The organism is Flavobacterium sp. HSC-32F16 (assembly GCF_024171645.1).
Taxonomy (GTDB): Bacteria; Bacteroidota; Bacteroidia; order Flavobacteriales; family Flavobacteriaceae; genus Flavobacterium.
This window is the reverse complement of sequence record NZ_JALKAC010000001.1, coordinates 370,101-391,607: the sequence shown is the minus strand read 5'-3', so window position 1 is coordinate 391,607 and position 21,507 is coordinate 370,101. Positions and strand designations below refer to the sequence as shown.

Sequence of the window (21,507 nt, the reverse complement as noted above, 5' to 3'; positions counted from 1 at the left end):
CAAAAATACAGCCTTATGAAAAAATCACTTTTTGGATTACTAATACTTATTCTAATGGCAAACCAGTCTTTTGCACAAACTGCTGTTGCTGAAAAGGAAGTAATACAGCTGTCACAGCAAAAATGGCAGTGGATGGCCGATAAAAATGTAGATAAACTTACGCCATTGTTTGATGATAAATCTGTTTTTGTTCATATGGGAGGAAGTTGGGGGAAAACCCAGGAAATTAACGTGATTAAAAGTGGAGGAATTCATTACAAGAAAGCAGACGTTCATGAGGTTTCGGTAAATATTATTGGCGATACCGCAATACTTTTAAGCAAGATCACACTATTAGCAGTTGTGGGAGGAAATGAAGTTACCAATCCGTTTATTGTGACAGAAGTGTATATAAAAAACAATAATGACTGGAAATTAGGTTCATTGTCGTTTACTAAGTTGATGACGCCGGTACAATAACTTTAGAAATAAAAATAACATGAAGAACATAATCATTACAAGATGGAGCATTTTCTGTTTATTACTCATTATAAACAGTTCCTCAATTACAGCACAAAAGAAAGTAAAGCAAAAACCAATAATTATTGAAGAGCAGGGAAGCTTTGCGGCAGGAGGAACGATAATTGAGAATCCCGGCACATTTGATCCTTATAATAGTACTCCCGCTGGGCAGACTTTTAGAGGAGATCATGCGTATGTTTTTTATCAGGTGCCTGCAAATGCCCGAAAATACCCTTTGGTAATGTGGCATGGAATAGGTCAGTTTTCTAAAACTTGGGAAACGACACCAGACGGACGTGAAGGATTTCAGAATATTTTTCTTCGCAGAAAATTTCCTGTTTATTTAATAGATCAGCCTAGAAGAGGAAATGCAGGACGAAGTACTTCAGAAGCTTCGATAAAGCCAGTTCCCGATGAGCAGCAATGGTTTGGTGTTTTCCGTGTAGGTATTTGGCCTGATTATTTTGAAGGCGTACAATTTGCTAAAGATTCAGAAACGCTTAATCAATATTTCCGTTCAATGACTCCAAATTTAGGAGCGATTGATTTGAATGTAACAACAGATGCGGTTTCTGCACTTTTCAATAAAATTGGTCCGGCGATTCTTGTTACGCATTCTCACTCTGGAGGAATGGGCTGGATTACAGCAGTTAAAAACCAAAATGTAAAAGCGATTGTCTCTTATGAACCAGGAAGCGGATTTTTGTTTCCAGAAGGAGAAGTTCCTTCGCCAATAGCCAGTTCTGCGGGGGCTCTGGAAGCTTCCAGTATACCCATGCAGGATTTTATGAAACTGACTAAAATTCCAATCATTATTTATTACGGGGATAATATACCGGATAAACCATCTAAAAATTCCGGTGCAGACGGATGGCGCGCACGTTTGGAAATGGCCAGATTATGGCGTGATGCAGTAAACAAAAAAGGCGGTGATGTCACGGTTGTTCATCTTCCTGAAATTGGCATTAAAGGAAATACACATTTTCCTTTTTCTGATTTAAATAACGTTCAAATAGCTGATCTTATGTCTGAATGGCTGAAAGAAAAAGGATTGGATAAATAATCTTTTAGAACAATATAAATGAAAAAATCAACAGCACTTTTGGTTTTAATAACAACAGTCGTTTGTATGTTTTCTGGTTGTAGCAAAGCACAGGAAAATCTTCAAAACAAAGAAGAATCAATATCTGATAAAAATATATTGATTGTGTATTTGTCGCGTACTAAAAATACCAAAGCTGTTGCCGAAATCATTCAAAAGAATACAGGAGGATTATTAGTTGAAATTGAATTGCAAAATCCATATCCGACAGATTATAAAATGATAGTAAGTCAGGTTGCAAAAGAAAATGAAACAGGTTATCTGCCTCCGCTTAAAACTAAAATACCCAATATAGAAAAATTTGACACTGTATTTGTTGGTTTTCCAACTTGGGGAATGCAATTGCCTCCTCCGATGAAAAGTTTTTTAAAGGAGTACAATTTAGAAGGAAAAACAATTATTCCATTCAATACCAATGCAGGTTATGGAATTGGAAGCAGTTTTCAAACCGTTAAAGAATTATGTTCTAAAAGTACAGTATTAAAAGGTTTTTCAGTAAAAGGAGGAATAGAAAGAGATGGGATTTTATTTGTAATGGAAGGAGAAAAAGAGAAAGAAGTTCAGACTGAAATCAAAAATTGGCTTAAGAAAATAGGACTTGGTAAATACTAAATAGATAAAAATGAAATCACTTTTAAAAACATTATTTGCAATTACATTATTTATAACTTCAATTATGAATGCTCATACAACTATGAATCAAAACTTAAATAATAAAGAAACAGCAATTATTCGGATAGCTTCAACAACATCTAAAGGCGATTTATTAAAGCTTAAAGAAGAATTAAATGCAGGACTTGATTCAGGTTTGACCATTAATGAAGTCAAGGAAGTTATAGTTCATCTTTATGCTTATTGCGGATTTCCAAGAAGTATTCGAGGATTGCAGACTTTCATGACTGTTTTGGAAGAAAGAAAAGCAAAAGGTATTATTGATAGTGTAGGAAAGGAAGCGTCTCCTATAAAAGAAGAAACCAGCAAATACGAGAGAGGACAGAATGTCTTGGCTAAACTCACCGGAACAAAACAAGACGGACCAAAAACAGGATATTCAGCCTTTTCACCTGAGATCGATCAATTTCTTAAGGAGCATCTTTTTGCAGCTATTTTTGAACGCGATGTTCTAACTTATGCTGAAAGAGAACTGGTAACAATATCAGTATTGGCAGCAATAGGAGATGTAGAACCAATGCTGAAATCACACTTAAATATTTGTATGAATGTTGGCTTAAAGCCAAGTCAGCTGCAAGAATTTATAATTGTGATTGAAAAAACCATTGGAACTAAAGAATCTACAGAAGCTCAAAAAGTCTTAGACGAAGTGCTAAAAACAAAAAGCAAATTTTAAAAGTATTAAATTAATGAAAAACATAAAATTTCTAATCGTATTAATTTCATTTATAGACATGGCAAATGCACAATCTGCTCAAAAGAAATATGAGCAAAATCCATTTACATTGGTTTATGATGGAGCTATAACCAAAAATGAAAAAGGAAAAGTAAATATTCATCCTGTTGCTTATAAACTTAACGGAATTAATATCACGGCCAATGTATATACCCCCGCTAATTACGACGCTTCAAAAAAATATCCGGCAGTTGTGGTTGCACATCCTAACGGCGGTATAAAAGAACAGACAGCCGGATTGTATGCACAGCGATTAGCAGAATCAGGTTACATAACCATTACGGCCGATGCAGCATATCAGGGCGCAAGCGGTGGAGAACCTCGTCATACAGACAAACCTGCAAATAGAATAGAAGATATTCATGGTATGGCTGATTTTATTACGCAGTATGCTGGAGTAGATGTAAATCGTCTGGGAGTTTTAGGAATTTGCGGCGGTGGCGGCTATACTTTGAAAGCGGTACAATCAGACAAACGTTTTAAAGCAGCTGCTACGCTGAGTATGTTCAACTCAGGTGAAGTAAGACGCAATGGTTTTCAAAATTCTCAATTGACAACTATTCAGGAACGTCTTAAAAAAGCTTCTGATGCACGCGAGCAGGAAGCTGAAGGAGGGAAGATCCTATACGCTGGCGTAGCAAGTGTAACAGATGAAGAAATTGCAAAAACCTCAACAGATTTATATCGTGAAGGCTACGTGTATTATTACAGAACTTATGCGCATCCCAATTCGACATTTCTATACACCATGAGCAGTCTTCTGGATTTAATGACCTGGGATGCCGCAACAAATATGGATTTGATTGATCAGCCGCTTTTGATGATGGCGGGAAGTAAAGCCGATACAAAGTATATGACTGATGAAGCTTTCAGTAAAGCCGCGAATGCTAAAAACAAAGAGTTATTTGTGATTGAAGGAGCAACTCATATTCAAACTTACTGGAAGCCGGAATATGTATTACAAGCTGTAAATAAATTAAAAGGATTTTTTGAAAGTAATCTTTAAGAGTATTAGTCGGATATAGTTATCATGAAAAAACAAAGAAATAATGAAAAATATGAATTTGAAAAAAGCTATACTAATAGTTTCTATATGCTGCATTGCAATAGGAATGATTTCCTGCAATAATAAAAAAGCAGATTCAAATATGATTTTTCCAAAAGGAGAAAAAATCACAAATACTAATTTTACAGGAGAAGTCTGGCTGAATAATCTGGTGCAGGCAGACAGCATTAATCAAAATGCGGTTGGAAGCGTAACATTCGAACCTGGTGCAAGAACCAAATGGCACAGTCATCCTGCTGGTCAAATCATCTTGGCTCTTGATGGAGTTGGTTATTATCAGGAAAAAGGAAGTCCAAAAGTTATTGTAAATAAAGGAGATGTTATTAAATGCCCAGCAGATGTTCCGCATTGGCATGGTGCGAGTGCTGCTGCTAAATTTATTCAGGCTGCAATTACGGGAAGAGAAAAAGGAGAAACGGTTTGGCTGGAAGCAGTTAGTGAAAACGAGTATAATAAATAAACGATAACAAAGTGACCAGTTATTTTGTCACAAAGAAGTCATATAAATGGAAAGCACATTAAAACAGCTTGTCGAAGAATTTTCGCGAACAGCCTGGAATGAATATTTACCACATTTGTCAATTGATTGTGTTGTTTTTGGTTATAATACTTCTAATATGAAGGTGTTATTGGTAAAACTAAAAGATCAGGAACTTTGGTCATTGCCAGGAGGATATATTAGAAAAGAAGAAGATATAAAAGAAGCTGCAAAAAGAATATTGACAGACAGAACAGGAGCAAATGATATTTATTTACAGCAGTTTAGTGTTTTTGCCGATGCTGATAGAAGCGAAGATTTCTTTAAAGATTATGAAGATGATTTGTGGAATAAACAGCGTTTTATTTCTTTAGGCTTTTATGCCCTGGCCGATTATGAAAAAGTAAATCCTGTTGTTGACGTTTTTTCAAGTATCTGCGAATGGATTGATATCAATGATCTTCCGACTATGATGATGGATCATAAAATAATTTTAGATCAGGCATTACTAAATCTTCGAAAGGAACTCAATTATAAGCCCATTGGTTATAATCTTCTTCCTGAAGAATTTACAATGCCGGAATTGCAAAGACTTTATGAAATTATCCTCGGTAAAAAACTAAATCGAGGAAATTTTTATAGAAAAATGATGAAGTATGATATTTTAGATAAAATGGATGAACCAAGAATGGAAGGTAAGGCACATAAAGCACCACATCTTTATAGGTTCAATATAGAGAAATATAAAATTGCGCTTCAGGATGGACTTCAAGAAGGTTGGTGACTTGCCAAATCAACTTCAGTCAGGTTATTTCCAAGCAAATTTGTAAGATAACAAGAACATGTGCATCAAAATCTAATTATCTATTGCATACAATAATGATTGTTTTTTTGGCTATTGTCACATCTTAGTAATAATAAACTCGCTTCTTCTGTTCATTTGATGTTGTGCTTCGGTACAGGGAACACCGTTTGAGCAGTTATTGATAAGCTGCGTTTCTCCATGCCCAATGGCACTTTCGATTCTTTCAGGAGCAATTCCCTGCGAAATAATATAATTACGGGTTGCCTTGGCTCGTAGGTCAGAAAGTTCAAGATTATATTGGTCATTGGCACGGGAATCGGTATGAGATTCAATTTTAATGACAACACTTGGATATTGGCTCATTAACAAAACGACTTTGTTTAGTTCAATGGCAGCATCATAACGAACATCTGATTTATCCAAATCAAAGAAAATAATGCCGATTTTGATTTTCAGCAAACCATCTTTTCGTTCTATCAACGACGGATCAAGACCAATAGGAACTTGTGTTATACTGGAGTTTTCTGGAGTAATAATCGCTTTGAAACTTGTCGCAAAGTTATCTTTTGAAGCTTCAATTGTATAAGGTGTATTGCAATTGATATTTTCGCTGAATTCGAATTTTCCATCAATTTTAGAAACGGTTTCGTCGACTTTTTGATTTTCATTTTTTTTGAGTGTTACAATGGCTCCGGCAATTTTGTTGTTGGATATTGCATCAAAAACATAACCTTCAATAGCTTGTGTACAGCTTCTTTCGAAAGAATAAATATCATCGTCGCCTTTTCCTGTTTTTCTGTTTGAACATACAAAACCTTTGTTGGTATTTTCGTTTACGATATAACCAAAATCGTCTCGATTACTATTTAATGGTTCGCCAAGATTGTTTGGAGAATCGAATATTCCGTCGTTTAATCGGCTTTCAAAAACATCAAGTCCGCCTAAACCTAAAAAACCATCCGAAGAAAAATACAACGCCTTATCGGTTATAAACGGAAACATTTCGCGTCCGCTGGTATTTATTTTTTCGCCTAAATTCTTCGGGTTCGAATATTGTTCTTCATCTAAAATATCCACTACAAAAATGTCTGCAGCACCAATCGTTCCGGGCATATCTGAAACGAAATATAATTTTTTTCCGTCTCTGCTTACAGAAGGCTGTCCGACAGAATAATTGTCGCTGTTGAATGGAAGCTCTTTTACGTTTTCCCATCGAACGGTTCCGTTGCTGTTTTCTACCGCTTTCGCCGAATATATTTTTAAGTTATTGATGCCTTTGCTGTCTCTTTTTAGTTTTCCGCTGTAATTATTTCGGGTAAAATAAATAGTTTTTTCATCTGGAGAAAAAGCGACGCAGGCTTCATGAAATTGAGTTGTAATTTCCTTTCCAAAACGTTCTTTAAAAGTAACATTAGTCAGCGTTGAACTTATTTTTCCTAACTGCAGGTTTAAATAAGGCTGATCGTTCCAGCCGTATTTTGCTGTTTTTAGATAAGAAGAATCTACGGTTGTAGAATATACCAAATCGCCTTTGTAAAACATAGGACCAAAATCAGAATAAGCCGAATTGATTTCGAGATTTTCTAGTATAAACTGCGGTTTTATTTTCTTGATATCTTCGAGAGTTACGGATTTAAGTGAAAAATTCTGAGCCTTGGAATCTGTTGCTTTTTGTTTTTCAGAAAAGCTTTTCATCCATTTTTTTGCCAGGTCATAATTCTGAATTCCCTGTAAAGATTGAGCATATCTAAAATAGTATTCTGGCGAAACTTCGTTTGAATAATCTGCAAGCAGTTTTCCGTACCATTTACTGGCGCTCGTCATTTGAGTATTAAAATAATGTGCATCTCCGGCACGCTGCAGAATTTCTTTTGAAACGTCTCCGCCTTTTATAGACAATTCATACGATTTTGCCGCCTCGATATAATACATTTTATCAAACAAGGCATCGGCCGATTTGTTTTTGGTCTGCGAATAAACGAATTGTATCAGCAGAAATAGGAGTATGGTAATTCTTCTTTCCATAAATCATAGTTTTAAAAGAATCTGGGAGATTTTAATCCCTTTTTACGAGACACTAATTCAAATCGAAGCATTATTTCATGCGTACCGCTGTTGTACGTTTGCAGTTCGGTTGTGGTATAATCATACGCATAACCTACGAGAAACTGCGGTGTAATTTGCAAAGAAGCCATTGCACTTACAGAATCTCCCGTACGATAGGATGCACCAAGTGTAAAAGCATTGTTGAACATGAAATTGGCAGAAAAATCAGCAATCAGGGGCGCACCAGTCACGTATTTAACCAATGCTGCTGGTTTAAATTTAGTATGCGCCGAAAGGTCAAAAACAATTCCTCCAATTAAGTAAACGTGCATTCTTTCGTTTACAAGATCATCTGCTATATCATCATAATTATATCTTTCGCGGGTTAAAAAGTTAGGAATGGCAACTCCAATATAATCTCTTTCACCATGCCAGTATAATCCCGCGCCTACAACCGGAAGGAATTTGTTGGTAATGTTTTCGCGAAACTGTACGTCAGGATCTTTATGGCTTCCTTTTGTCCAGTCGATGTTAATGACTCTTCCGCCGCCTTTAATTCCAAAAGACAATTTGTGAGTCTGTCCGGATTGTATAGTATAAGAGAAATTAGCATCGATATATTGTTCTTCAGATGGACCGATTTCTTCACTAACAACAGATAAACCCAGTCCTGTCTTTTTTGCAATTGGAGTATCTAAGGTAAAGGATTGTGTATTTGGTGCTCCTTCCAGACCAACCCATTGTGTTCTGTATATTCCGGTTATGGCCAAATGTCCTAATGAGCCGGCATACGCTGAGTTTACACTAAGCGTATTGTACATATACTGGGTGTATTGCGGATCTTGCTGTGCAGCAACACCAAATACAGAAAGCATCGTAATGATTGTGAAAATCTTTTTTATATTTTTAATCATAGCCAATTCTTATTTTGGTTATCCTGTTTTATTTTAAATAAAGCCATCCGGATTTTTTAGCCGAACCGTTTCCGAGATCGAGAACGTAGAAATAAGTACCTTCAGGAAGTGTTTTGGCAGATCCGTCGGATTTTCCATCCCAACTATTATCATATCCTTTTTTGTAATACACCAAATTACCCCAGCGGTTGAATATTTCTAATTGATTATCTGGATATTGTGTGATACAATCGATATAGAAAGTATCGTTTTGCCCGTCGTCGTTTGGAGAAAATTCATTGTAAATTTTCAAACAGTTTGCCAAAACGGATGCACTATCCTGATTGTTGGATGAATTGGTATCAATCTGATCGATTTTTACAAGTTGAGCTGTATTTAAGTAATCATTAAAATCTTGTATTTTGGCATTAATGTTTAAGGTTTGAGAACTTCCTGCATTTACAATCGGAATGGCCCAGATGCCTGTTGTGTTATTATAAGTTCCGGCTGATACGGTGAAACTGTTTAACAAATATCCTTTTGAAAGAATATCCTGGACCTCAACATTTGTAGCTGTTATGTTTCCAAGATTTTCGGCAGTAATGGTAAAGATTACTTCACTGCCCATAGGAACATCGGTTTTATCTACTTCTTTATTTATGGCAATATCTGTTGAAGGAATATTTACAAATTCTGAGTCTTCATCATCTTCGCTCTGATCGCCGTTATCATTATTAGGTTTACTGTCCGGATCAAACTGATTGCTTGCCGTTATCTGGGCAATATTTAAATAATCGTTTGCATCCAATCCATGCGGAATTGCAACAGTCGTTTGATAACTTAAGGTGATCCCGCCGACAGGAACGGTTAAGTCAATCCATTTTATAATGTTTTTACTGAATATTCCTCCATTATTGATATTGCTGATATTAGAAAAACCTAAAGGAATAAGATCTTCCACAGCTACTCCCGTCGCTGTACCTGGCCCTTCGTTGTTGATTTGTATGGTATAGGTTACGACCTCGTTTACATTTGCGTTTTTATTGCTGACGGTTTTTTCTAAACTTAAATCGGCAACAGCCACTTTAATTTGCAGACTGTCATAATCGTCTTCTGTTGTAACTCCGTTATTTGGCGTTGAATCTGGATCAGGAAGATTACTGGCAATAATTTCAGTTGTATTGCTGTATTGGTTTGCAGCTTCAGACGGAGGATTTACTGTTGTATAAATATCTAAAGACTGATCTGTTCCGGCAGTGATAGAGCCTGCATTCCAAACTCCGGTTACATAATTATAAAGACCGCTTGTAGGGCTGCTTGTTAAATAAGTGAATCCGGCAGGCAGTAAATCTTTAACCATAACACCGCTTGCATCTGCCGGGCCATTATTGGTAACGGTAACCGTAAAAATAACGGTAGAACCAACATCATGTACGGTATCTTGGTTTAATGCTGTTTTGCTGATAGATAAATCGGCTGTTACAATTACCGGCGTTACAGAAATGCTGTCATAATCGTCTTCTGTTGTAATACCATTTCCTGGGGTACTGTCAGGATCAAATTGATTTGAGTTTATAATTTCGGCACTATTTAAGTATTCATTAGGAGTTCCAGTTGGGCTTTTTACAAATACATTAATTAACAAAGTATGGCTATTGCCTGGTAAAATAACTCCAGGCGACCACAATCCAGTTGTATGATCATAAGCCCCAGATGTGGAATTAAAAAAGATAAACTCATATCCTGATGGCAGAATATCTCTAATCGTTACGCCCGCAGCAATACTTGGTCCTGAATTCGTTACAGTTACCGAAAATGAAATCTGCGAACCAACGGCTGGCGTAAGATTGTTGTTGATTACATTTTTCTCTATGGAAAGATCTGCAACAGCTGGAACAGGAGAAAGCAATACAGATGAAATGTCATCTTCTCCAGAAGTATTGTTATTTGGTGTGCTGTCTGAATCTAATTCGTTTGAAGCATATACTTCGGCTGCGTTTTGATAGTTTCCGGCCAAATTGACTTTTGCAGATATTAATAGTGATTCTGATCCGCCGTTTGGAATTGTTCCAACATCCCATATTCCTGTTGTATTAAAATATTGTCCACTGGTAGAACTGTAAACTATATATTCGTAACCACTTGGCAGTAAATCGATAACTTTTACTCCGGTTGCATTTTGCGGACCATTGTTTTTAACTGTGACTTCAAAGGTAACAGTTGCACCAAATATTGGACTTAAATTACCGCCTACAACTGCTTTTCCAAGAGATAAATCGGCTATAGCCTGAGATGGCGTAATAGTGGCTTCTGCATAATCGTCTTCGGTTGGAATTCCGTTATTTGGTGTCGAATTTGGATCTGGCAGACTGCTTGCAGTAACCTCAGCAATATTGGTATAATTGCCTGCCGCATTTACAACTGCTGTTATTTGTAATGTTTGAGAATCACCGTTTAACAGAGAACCAATATTCCATTTTCCTGTATTTTTGTTATAAGTTCCTTTTGTTGCTGTAAAACTATTATACGTATATCCATTAGGAAGTAAATCAGTCACTTCGACACTTGCAGCATTTTGAGGTCCGCTGTTGGTTGCTGCAATTTCAAAAGTAACTAAAGAACCCGCTAAAGGCGTTGGATTATTTACGGTTTTTGTTAAAGATAAATTTGCCGCCTGATTAATTGGTAATGTTACTACAGAGCCATAATCGTCTTCCGTCGTAATTCCGTTATCAGGCGTTGAATCTGGATCTGGAAAACCTGCAGCAGTAATTTCTGCTGTATTTAAATAATTACCTGTAAGATTTACTGTGGCAGTAATTTGAAGCGTTTCAGATTTTCCGTTAATTAAATTACCAACAGTCCAAATTCCGGTTACAGGATTATAAGTTCCTGTAGAAATAGTAAAATTATTATATGTATATCCGGAAGGCAGTAAATCAGTAACCTGAACACCTGTATTATCATGAGGTCCACTATTGGTTACTATGACTTCAAAAATAACTTGCGAACCTATAATTGGCGTGATACTATTTACGGTTTTAGTTAAAGATAAATCCGATGATTGATTGGTTGGAGTAATTGCAGCTTCTGCATAATCATCTTCAGTTGTTCCTCCATTATTTGGTGTTGAATCTGGGTCTGAAGCTGAGCTTGCTGTAACTTCGGCTGTATTCAGATAATTTCCTACAGCATTTACAGTAGCATTTATTTGTAAAGTGTGTGAAGCCGCAACAGGAAGTGTACCCACATTCCATAAGCCTGTTGTTGGAGTATAAGTTCCAATAGTAGTACTGTAGGAAACATAAGTATATCCGGAAGGCAGTAAATCAGTTACTGTTACACCATTTGTTTCCTGCGGGCCTGCATTGTTTATTTCGATACTAAAAGTAACCTGAGAATCAATTAACGGCGTACTATTATTTACAGTTTTTGTTAAAGATAAATCGGCTGAAAGCAGAACAGGAACTGTAGAAGCTTCGGCATAATCATCTTCCGTGATTATACCATTATTTGGAGTTGAATCAGGATCGGAAAGATCACTGGCAGTAACTTCAGCAGTATTGGTGTAAGCTCCTGTATTATTAACCGAAGCCACAATTTGCAATGTTTCAGAATTTCCGTCAGCTAAATTGCCAACTGTCCAAATTCCAGATGTTGAATTATAAGTTCCCGTAGAAACGGTAAAGCCAACAAAAGTATAACCACTTGGCAATATATCCGTTACCTGAACTCCAGTATTATTTTGAGGTCCGTTATTGGTTACGACAACTTCAAAAATAACCTGAGAACCTATAAGAGGTGTTGGATTATTTACCGTTTTGCTTAATGATAAATCAGAAGACAACGTTATTGGTATTGTAATAACTTCAGCATAATCATCTTCTGTAGTAATTCCGTTATTTGGAGCAGAGTCTGGATCCGGAAGACCAGCTCCCGTGATTTCGCTGCTGTTTAAATAATTTCCAGAACCATTTACAGCGGCCATAATCTGCAGGGTTTCAATTTTTCCATTTACTAAATTTCCTATAGTCCAAACTCCTGTTGCCGGATTAAAAGCTCCAGTTGAAACGGTAAAACTGTTGTAGGTATATCCAGAAGGCAGTAAATCGGTTACCTGAACACCTGTATTATCCTGCGGGCCGTTATTGGTGACAATAATTTCAAAAATAACTTGTGAACCCACTAAAGGGATTGGATTATTTACTGATTTTGTTAATGATACATCTGAAATAGGCTGAGTAGGCGTAATAAGGGTATTGTCTTCGTCATCTTCGCTTTGATCTCCGTCGTCGTTATTTGGAGTAGAATCCGTATCGGGAAGATTACTGGCTGTAACTTGTGCAATATTTTTGTAAATTCCTGTTGGCAGTACTTTGGCATCTATAATAAGAGACTCAGAAACGCCAACATCTACCGAACCTACATTCCATAAACCGGTAACATCATTATAAATTCCTGCGGATGAGCTGTAGTTGACGAACTCAAAACCTGACGGAAGTAAATCGGTTACCTGAACTCCCGATGCATTATTTGGGCCGCTATTGGTAATAACAAGTTCAAATGAAACCTGACTTCCCATTACCGGACCCGTATTTCCGGCTACTACATTTTTTACCAAAGATAAATCGGCAGACGGGCTGATAAAAGTAATTTCGGCATTATCCTGATCGTCTTCTGTTGCAGCATTATTATTTGGGGTACTGTCTGGATCAGGTAAATCACTTGCTGTTATCTGAGCAGTGTTTACATAACTTCCCTGCGGATTTACAATTGCACTGAAGGTTAAGTTTATATTGGCATCACTTGCCAAAATTATATTATTCCAATCTATAGAGGCAGTCGCTACCTGATATAAACCGCCATTTGAAACAGATCCTGCAATCAAAGTATAACCAACCGGAATAATATCCTGAACATTGACTCCTGTAACATTTCCTGGCCCTTTATTTATAACATTAATAGTAAAATCGACTTGTTGTCCCGCTGCTGCAGAAGTTGGAGTAACTGATTTTGTTAATTCTAAATCAGCTGATTTTAGGGTGACATTTGCATTTGCGATATCATCTTCAGGAATACCATTTCCCGGAGTACTGTCAGGATCAACTTGATGTGCCGTTTGTATTTCGGCATTATTTATATAATTGGCAGCTGTCGCAACACTTACTTTTGCTGTAATTTGTAAAGTAAGAGAGTTTCCGTTGTTAAGATTCCCAACATTCCAAATACCTGTTGTATTGTTAAATTTTCCTGCTCCATTATCGCTTACATAGGTATATCCGGAAGGGAGATGATCCGAAACGGTAATTCCCGAAGCATTATTTGGTCCGCTGTTAGTTACTCTAATAGTAAATACCACATTGTCATTAATACTTACTGTGGTTGGTGAAACAGTTTTTTGAAGAGATAAATCGGCAACATCTAAGAGTATCGCTGCGTCATCCTGATCATCTTCTGCTAAAATATTATTATTTGGTGTACTATCAGGATCGAATTGGTTGGATGCAATAATTTCTGCTATATTTAGATACGATCCTGTTGATTGAATTACGGCCTGAAAAGTTAAGGTTATGCGGTTTCCAGCAGGGACTGTCAGATTGTTCCAAGTAATGGTATTATCGCCAAGATTATATTGTCCTGCAAAATTTGCGGAACCTGGAACTATAGTGTAACCAGACGGAATATAGTCGCGAACTGATACTCCGGTTGCATCAACTGTTCCTCCTAAAGAATTATTATTGAAAACCTGAATATTGAAAGTTACGATATCGCCTGCGTTTCCTGTTACAGGACTAATCGATTTGGTTAGTTCAAGATCAGCAACAGATAAAATAGTAAGCGTTACAGTATCTGAAGAAACGGCACAATTTCCGTTGCTTACAGTCCATCGCAAAACATACGTTCCGTAAACAGTACCTGTAATGGCAGTTGTTGGAGAGGTTTCATCAGTAAATCCAACTATACTAGGTCCGGAAACCTGAGTCCATTGTCCTGTTCCTACTGTTGGTGTAATGGCATTCATGCTTACAGGTGAAAACTGTGGAATAGTTTGGTCTGTTCCTGCATTTGCTGTTGATGGCAGATCATAGATGGTAACAATCACAGAATCCTGTGAAATACATCCATTTAGGTTTAAGGTGGTAACTGTCCAAAGAAATTCATAAGTTCCCGGAACCAAGCCCAGCATTAAAGAACTTTCATTATTTGGTGAAGCAATATTAGCTGTATTAGGTCCTGAAATCTGAGTCCAAGTACCTAAACCGGAGGCAACTGCCTGAGCGGCCATTGTGACAGTATCGACATCACACAATTCCTGATCCGCTCCTGCATTTGCAATGGATGGCGGAGCGTCGTTAAATGTTATTTCAACAATATCTGAAGAGGGCCGACATGATGATGGACTGGTAAAAGGACCGTTTGTAACTGTCCATGTTAAGCGATATGTTCCTAAAGTAGTAATATTGGATAGAGTGGTTGTTGGACTATTAGGATTATTGATTATTACTGCACCTCCAGAGGGATCATCTCCCGGACTTGCAAAAGTCCACTTTCCTATACCTATTGCAGGCGGAACAGCAGCAGTTTGATATGTGGTTTGACAAGCAGCAGTATCATCCGGACCAGCATCGGCAATGCTTGGTGCAGCGTTCATTTCAATTCTTACAATGTCAGATAATGTTCGGCAGGAATTATTTTCAAATACCCATTCGAGAATATAAAGTCCAGGTACGGTTAAATTTGTAACTGTAGTTAATGGATTATTAGGATTTGTAATTGCAGCAACACTTCCTGTGGGCTGATACACAAAACGCCATTCAACAGCAGTAACATCAGCAGGTGCAGCATTACCTGACATAGCAGCAATTCCTCCAACATCAGAAATACACAAAGTTTGATCTGCTCCTGCATTTGGATCGATACTGGCACCACTAAAAATAGTAATATTTACAGAATCTGAAGATCCTAAGCAAGTACCTCCGGCAGGAAAATTTACTGCACTGGTTGTGTAGGTAAAAACATAGCTGTTTCCCGGAACAACAGTTGCATTTGCAACATAACTATTTGGTGGAGATTGTGTAATAACTACATCGTTATTATTTCCTGTTGTGCTGGCAAGCGTCCAGGTTCCTGTTGAGTTTTCATTTCCTTTAAGCTGAATACTCGTTACATCACAATAGTTTTGATCGGTACCTGCAATGGCGGCTGGTGCAACTACAACTAGTACATCATCAAAAGTTCCCTGACATAAAAAGACACTTTTTGCCGTAATCGTCCATCTAAAAGTATAAGTACCTGCTGCCAGTCCATTGATTACAGTATTAGGACTGGAAGGATTTACAATATTAGGCTGATTAGGTGCTCCGGTAAGTACAGACCATTGTCCGCTTTCAAAAAAGCTGTCGTAAGTACTTCCAGCCATTGTAATACTAGTGCTATTACAAATATTTTGATCTGGACCTGCATTAGCAGCAATTGGGGGTATTCCGATAGTTAAATTAATATCATCAAATGCTTCACCGCAGACATCGGCATTAATAGTCCATCTAAAAATATAAAAACCGCTGTAAGCAAAAGTAAACACAGCGTTTGGATCATGTTCATCGCTTATGGTATAACCTCCAACGCCGGAAATTCTTGTCCAGATTCCAATTCCGCCGCTGCTTGGCGTTGCAGCCATAGTAATAATATTGCCGCATATTTCCTGATCTGGTCCTGCGTTTGCTGTGGGAGGTGTATTGGCAATAGTAACAGAAACAGAGCTTCTGTTAGGCTCACATAATCTGGCAGCAGTTTCAATTGCCCATGTAAAAAGATACGTTCCATTTCCGGGAACGGTTACCATTGTGTTCGGATCACTTGCATCAGCAATTATAACTCCTGTAGAAGGAATTACAGTCCAAAGTCCTGTTTCTAATGCTTCTGGAGTGTTACCACTTAAATTGAAAGAACTTGTTCCGGATGGATAACAAGCATCCGGTCCTGCATCAGAACTGGATGAAGCAGCAGCGTTATTGGTAGAAATTATTACGGTATCAGAAATAGCCGCGCTGCACGATGGCCCGGGATGAAGATAAGATACAGTCCATTGTAATTCATATGAAGATGAAGCGGTTGTAAAACCTGTTGCGACTGCATTTGGATCATTTACATTAGAAAATGTAATAGTACTTGGTCCGGAAACCTGACTCCATGTGCCAATTTCTCCATTTAAGACAGAAGTAGCAGTGAGAGGCACTTGTGAATTGGCACAAACTATTTGATTTAGCCCAGCATCAGTTACACCAAGAGTACTTCCTGATACATATATGCTAACAGTAGATACAGAAAAACCACATTTTGCACCACCTCCTTTCGTAATATACTCAAAAACATAAGTTCCGGGTACTAATCCGGTTACTTGAGTATCTACAGAAAATGGATCAACAATTACAGAATCGTTAGGACCAGAAAGCTGACTCCAAAAATGCATTCCTTCTTCTGTTGCAACTCCAGACAAAAGGGTAGAAGTATCTCCGCAAGGCAGACTTACATCTGAACCTGCATTTGAAGGTGTTGGTTCACCAGAAACTAAAATATTCAAGGAATCAAAACCATAATCGCATGCAATAGGAAGTGATCCGTCTTGTTTTCTTATAAATTCAACAATATATTCGCCGGATGTAGTAAGAGTTAAGGTCAGAGAGTTTCCAATATTAGTTAATGCAGTAGGGAAGGGCCCGAGTGGAGAAGCAGTGGGGCCGCTCACAATTCTATATTGATTGTAACCGGTTCCTGTTACCGTAAGCGGAATTGTAAATACAGTGGCATTACAGCTTCCTATCAAATCCTCTCCATTATTAGCTAAAATCGTTCTTGCAGAACTATTAAACTGAACAATGTAATCTTTAGTGAAAACGCAGCCCGTGTTATTATTGGTTAGTGTATATCTAAATCTATACGGATCTCCAGAATCTGAGATAGTAGTAACCAAAGTAGTAGGATTTGTCGGTGAAACAATCACGGCGCCAGTATCTCCTTCAATTTGTGTCCATTGTACCGTTTCACCTGCGTATAATGGAGTTTGGGCTGTTAAAGTGACTTGATTAATCGTATTATCACAAAAGAATATATTTTCATCTCCGCCTGATAAGGTAGTTACATCTTGAGTTGCTGCAGGAACTGTAATTGTTACAAGATCATTTCCAGATGCGCATGGACCTGTAACTGTCCATCTAAAAGTATAAGTTCCCTGAACAAGATTAGAAATTTGAGTATCGTTAGAATTTGAACTTCCAATAGTTGGTGTATTAGGTCCGCTAACAAATGTCCATTGTCCTTTTTGTCCGTTAAGACCACATCCCCCATAAGTTCCGTTAAGATTTGTACTTTGCTTAGTAGTGTAACAATTGCTCAAAGTTTGATCTGCTCCGGCCGAAACTGGTTTAACACCACCGTAATTGGTAACGGTTATTTGTGATGTTGTTCTGCATCGCTGTCCAGAGGAATATTCAGGGCCTTCAATAACCCATTGAAGTGTCGTGGTGCCACAGTTTGATTCTGGTAATGTTATTGTTGAGGTTGGCAGATTTGGAAAATTTATAACGACTCCCGCATTATTAGCGCCTACTATTTCCCAGTAAGCGGTTTCTCCTGTATTTTGTGGAGCATTTGCTGTAATCGTTAAGGTGCCGGAGTTATTTGGGCAGCTTGTAATATTACTTCCTGCATTGGCAATAGTAATAGGTTGAACATTAACCACTTTATCCTGATAAGTAGAGATTCCATCGCCACAGGTTGCACTGTATCTAAAGATATATGTGTTTCCTCCGGTATAACCAGAAATGGTAGTTGTAGGATTATTTGGGGTATTAATAACTACTGCAGGGCCTGATATTTGTGTCCACAGGACATTTCCAACAATAGGAGATGGAGTATTTCCTTCCAGAACTACGGCATCCGTTTCGCATATAGTAATATTTAGAACACCAGCATTTACAGTACAATTTTGTGCAAATGTATTTATAGAATAAAAAGATAGTATAAATACAGTGCAGAATAATTTTTTGAAATGATTCTTAATATGTATAGATCGTTCCATAGGCTGCGGGATTGCTTTGTGGGTACGAACAATTTATAGGACCACGTTAATTAGTAAATAATTCCTAAGTAGAGATAAATAACAGTGCTTTCATAGAATTTTATAGTTAATCCTCTATGGTAATAGTTGAAAAATTAGGTCGAAACAGAAAAATTATAGACCTGCTTTCTGTTTTCAAATCTGGAAGATTCAAAAAAGCAGGTCCTTTATAATAAAAATCTTTTTTATAAATTATCTAAAAAATTAAATAACAATAGTTGTAATTTGATAGTATTTATCAAAGAAAAACTAATGCAGACTCAATAAATAATTAAATAGTTCTTTTATTTAAAACTAGTTATGATTTTAAATTAACCGTTACTTTTTCAATTTCTCCCTGAAAGAAAAAAGGTACATCATAATCTCTGGTTACTGGAGTTCCAAAATCTTCTCCAACATCCAGCGTTTCATCGGCAGAGAATCTGCTTGGCACCGTTTTAGGAATATCACCTTTTGCAACTTCTTTTCCGTCAACTAATAAAGTAACTTTTGCAGCTTTACCAGCACCTCCGCCAGCATAATCAAAATTAACAGTTACATTATGTTTACCCGCTGTTAATGCGGTAGGAGATTGTATTGTCCACTTTGATTGAGGATAATGAGAAAAAGCATAAGCAAAAGTTGGCTTTCCTTTTTGCAGCATTAATGCTAACCCAGCAAAATAGCCTCCTTGAGTAATTATCATTCCTTCATCTCCAGCTTTTACTTCTATATCTGCAGTAATACTAAATGAAGTGTTTTTCATATTTGGTGCCATCCCTTCTGTAATTCGGGAGTTTCCTTCATGATATATATAACTGGTTCTGCCTTTATTTAAATTCGGGCGATTTTCCGGATTTACTCTATCAATATACCTGTCATCTAATGGAAATACATTGAATTTTCTTCCTTCTTCTAAAAAGGCTTTTTGCAGTTCTTTTAGTTTTTCCGGATTTTTTCCGGCAACATTATCAGTCTGGCTAAAATCCTTTTTAAGATCGTATAATTCCCATTTATAATCTTTCATCGGATCTTCTGACGGAATAGGATGTCCCTGCCAAGGTAAATTACGCGGAGTTGTATTAGCTAACCAGCCATCTTTATAAATACCTCTGTTGGCAATAATTTCATAGTATTGAGTAGTATGTGTTTCAGGAGCTTTGGCATTATCAAAACTATATACAAGACTTTTTCCTGCGATTGGCACTTGTTTAAAGCCATCTACAGATGTTGGAGCAGGAATTTTTGCAGCCTCAAGAATGGTAGGAACTATATCCGTAATATGAGCATATTGGCTGCGAATCTGTCCCGTTTGCTTGATTTTTTTTGGCCAGGAAATAATCATTCCGGTTCTTGTGCCGCCTAAATGCGAAGCTATTTTTTTATCCCATTGATAGGGTGTATTCATGGCATGCGCCCAGCTGTGAGAATAATGTTCCTGTGTCCAAGGGCCTCCAAATTCATCCAGATTTTTCAGCATGAATTCTTCTGTGTCTTTTTCACCATTCACCATAATACCAATTTCACTTGTTAATCCTTGTCCTGTAGGATCTTCAGCACTTGCTCCATTATCTCCCATAATATAGATGATAAGTGTATTGTCAAGTTCTCCCAAATCTTTAATGGATTGAATTACTCTTCCAATCTGATCATCGCAAAAAGCTAACTGTGCCGCGTAAACTTCCATTTCACGAGCTACAATTTTTTTCATGCTGGGGCTTAAAGCATCCCATTTTTGATAATCAGCAGGAGTTGGTGCCAGTTTTGCATCTTGAGGAATAATACCTAATTTCTTTTGGTTTTCATATGTTGCAATACGCTGTTTGTCAAAACCCTGATCAAATTTTCCTTTAAATTTTGCGATCCATTCTTTAGGCGCTTGATGAGGTGCGTGCGCAGTTCCTGGTGTGTAATAAGCAAAAAAAGGTTTATTAGGAGAAACTGCTTTTTGTGTCTGAATCCACTTAATGGCATGGTTCGCCAAATCTTTATCTAAAATATAATTAGGATCTACTTTTCCATCAACCAAATACGGATCTATTGGTTTTGTGCCTTCAATTAAAGAAGGTCTAAACTGATGCGCATCAGCACCAAGAAAACCGTAGAAATATTCAAAACCCAAACCAGTCGGCCATAAATAAAATGGTCCTGCAGGCGTAGACTGCCAATCGGGTACATTATGGTTTTTACCAAACCATGAAGTACCATAACCATTATCAGTCAATATTTTTCCAATAGTTGCTACACTTTTGGGTACTAAACTATTATAGCCGGGATAAGGCGTAGAAAACTCCATAATAATACCGGTTGCTGCCGTATGGTGATTTCTTCCTGTAATAAGTGCTGCTCTCGAAGGAGAACAAACTGCGGTGGTATGAAAACGATTGTATTGTAATCCGTTTTTTGCCAGTGCATCAAAATTGGGAGTAGGAATGGGACCTCCAAAAGCAGATGTCGCGCCAAAACCTACGTCGTCAATCAGAATAAGTAATACATTTGGAGCTCCTTCTGGAGCGCTTATTTCTTTAGGCCATTCAATAGGATCTGAATCTTTAATATTTGGCTCAATTTTGCCTGTTTTTTGATACGCTTCAATTGGTAAAACTGTTCTGTCCGGCCAGTTTTGAGCAGACGTTTTTTCTTGGGCGTTTACTATTATTACACCTGATAACCATATTCCAAAGAGTAATTTACTTTTCATAACATTACGATTTTAATTGCTAAGATTAATGTGTTAATATTATTCTGGATTATTTATTTAGAAACTTTATTTTTTGATTTTTAAATAAATAGAAATTCGGTGCAGATAGCTGTTTTGCAAACTAACTAAACATAAAGACTTTAATAAGATTGATTAAAGGTAAAAATTGTAAGAGTTTTGTTTGTGTGATTTGATTTTAATGTGTTGCATATTATAACTTGCAACCAAATTTTCGCAAAATTTATTGAAATTAGTGCTAATTGTGAATACTCTGCAATTTTATTAATCTCGTTATAGTGCTTTATACAGGATTTGTGTTTGATTTGACTGGGAATACAAAATACCTTTTTAGATATAAAAACTGATTAAATAGAATAAGAAAGGCATAAAAAAACGCTGAAATCTAATGAT

At 37.1% G+C, this 21,507-nt stretch carries 11 protein-coding genes; 7 read left to right on the top strand and 4 right to left on the bottom strand.

Features of this window, described 5'->3' with window-relative positions:
* The first annotated feature begins 15 nt into the window (after positions 1–15).
* From L1276_RS01810 to L1276_RS01780, 7 genes are read left to right on the top strand one after another with little or no spacing between them, the layout of a single operon-like run.
* On the top strand, positions 16–459 hold the full coding sequence (locus L1276_RS01810; protein ID WP_253784865.1) for a nuclear transport factor 2 family protein: 444 nt from the start codon (positions 16–18) through the stop codon (positions 457–459).
* 19 nt (positions 460–478) lie between these two features.
* Positions 479–1,564, top strand: coding sequence for an alpha/beta fold hydrolase (locus L1276_RS01805; RefSeq protein WP_253784863.1), 1,086 nt, complete (start codon positions 479–481; stop codon positions 1,562–1,564).
* Between the two features lie 18 nt (positions 1,565–1,582).
* Complete coding sequence (locus tag L1276_RS01800) at positions 1,583–2,215, top strand: flavodoxin (RefSeq protein WP_253784861.1); 633 nt, start codon at positions 1,583–1,585, stop codon at positions 2,213–2,215.
* Between the two features lie 10 nt (positions 2,216–2,225).
* Positions 2,226–2,951 (top strand): carboxymuconolactone decarboxylase family protein, encoded by a 726-nt coding sequence (locus tag L1276_RS01795; RefSeq protein WP_253784859.1) that lies wholly within the window; start codon positions 2,226–2,228, stop codon positions 2,949–2,951.
* Positions 2,952–2,964: 13 nt separating this feature from the next.
* Positions 2,965–4,017: an alpha/beta hydrolase gene (locus L1276_RS01790; RefSeq protein WP_253784857.1), complete on the top strand. Its 1,053-nt coding sequence runs from the start codon at positions 2,965–2,967 to the stop codon at positions 4,015–4,017.
* Between the two features lie 43 nt (positions 4,018–4,060).
* Positions 4,061–4,537, top strand: a complete 477-nt coding sequence (locus L1276_RS01785; RefSeq protein WP_253784855.1) for a cupin domain-containing protein — start codon at positions 4,061–4,063, stop codon at positions 4,535–4,537.
* 46 nt (positions 4,538–4,583) lie between these two features.
* A complete protein-coding gene (locus tag L1276_RS01780; protein WP_253784853.1) occupies positions 4,584–5,339 on the top strand; it encodes an NUDIX domain-containing protein in 756 nt (251 codons plus the stop codon).
* Between the two features lie 117 nt (positions 5,340–5,456).
* Here L1276_RS01780 and L1276_RS01775 read toward each other — a convergent pair whose 3' ends face one another.
* The 4 genes from L1276_RS01775 to L1276_RS01760 all read right to left on the bottom strand — a co-directional run bounded on the left by L1276_RS01775 (position 5,457) and on the right by L1276_RS01760 (position 21,096).
* On the bottom strand, positions 5,457–7,385 hold the full coding sequence (locus tag L1276_RS01775) for an OmpA family protein (protein ID WP_253784851.1): 1,929 nt from the start codon (positions 7,383–7,385) through the stop codon (positions 5,457–5,459).
* Positions 7,386–7,396: 11 nt separating this feature from the next.
* Positions 7,397–8,320, bottom strand: coding sequence for a type IX secretion system membrane protein PorP/SprF (locus L1276_RS01770; protein WP_253784849.1), 924 nt, complete (start codon positions 8,318–8,320; stop codon positions 7,397–7,399).
* A gap of 28 nt (positions 8,321–8,348) precedes the next feature.
* Positions 8,349–18,377 (bottom strand): gliding motility-associated C-terminal domain-containing protein, encoded by a 10,029-nt coding sequence (locus L1276_RS01765; RefSeq protein WP_253784847.1) that lies wholly within the window; start codon positions 18,375–18,377, stop codon positions 8,349–8,351.
* Between the two features lie 337 nt (positions 18,378–18,714).
* Complete coding sequence (locus L1276_RS01760; RefSeq protein ID WP_253784846.1) at positions 18,715–21,096, bottom strand: arylsulfatase; 2,382 nt, start codon at positions 21,094–21,096, stop codon at positions 18,715–18,717.
* Positions 21,097–21,507: the final 411 nt, after the last annotated feature.

Bases quoted from the DNA above. Each gene is read 5' to 3' on its own strand.
- L1276_RS01760 (WP_253784846.1), bottom strand. From the start codon at position 21,096: ATGAAAAGTAAATTACTCTTTGGAATATGGTTATCAGGTGTAATAATA.
- L1276_RS01785 (WP_253784855.1), top strand. From the start codon at position 4,061: ATGAAAAATATGAATTTGAAAAAAGCTATACTAATAGTTTCTATATGC.
- L1276_RS01765 (WP_253784847.1), bottom strand. From the start codon at position 18,377: ATGGAACGATCTATACATATTAAGAATCATTTCAAAAAATTATTCTGC.
- L1276_RS01780 (WP_253784853.1), top strand. From the start codon at position 4,584: ATGGAAAGCACATTAAAACAGCTTGTCGAAGAATTTTCGCGAACAGCC.
- L1276_RS01790 (WP_253784857.1), top strand. From the start codon at position 2,965: ATGAAAAACATAAAATTTCTAATCGTATTAATTTCATTTATAGACATG.
- L1276_RS01775 (WP_253784851.1), bottom strand. From the start codon at position 7,385: ATGGAAAGAAGAATTACCATACTCCTATTTCTGCTGATACAATTCGTT.
- L1276_RS01805 (WP_253784863.1), top strand. From the start codon at position 479: ATGAAGAACATAATCATTACAAGATGGAGCATTTTCTGTTTATTACTC.
- L1276_RS01810 (WP_253784865.1), top strand. From the start codon at position 16: ATGAAAAAATCACTTTTTGGATTACTAATACTTATTCTAATGGCAAAC.
- L1276_RS01770 (WP_253784849.1), bottom strand. From the start codon at position 8,320: ATGATTAAAAATATAAAAAAGATTTTCACAATCATTACGATGCTTTCT.
- L1276_RS01795 (WP_253784859.1), top strand. From the start codon at position 2,226: ATGAAATCACTTTTAAAAACATTATTTGCAATTACATTATTTATAACT.
- L1276_RS01800 (WP_253784861.1), top strand. From the start codon at position 1,583: ATGAAAAAATCAACAGCACTTTTGGTTTTAATAACAACAGTCGTTTGT.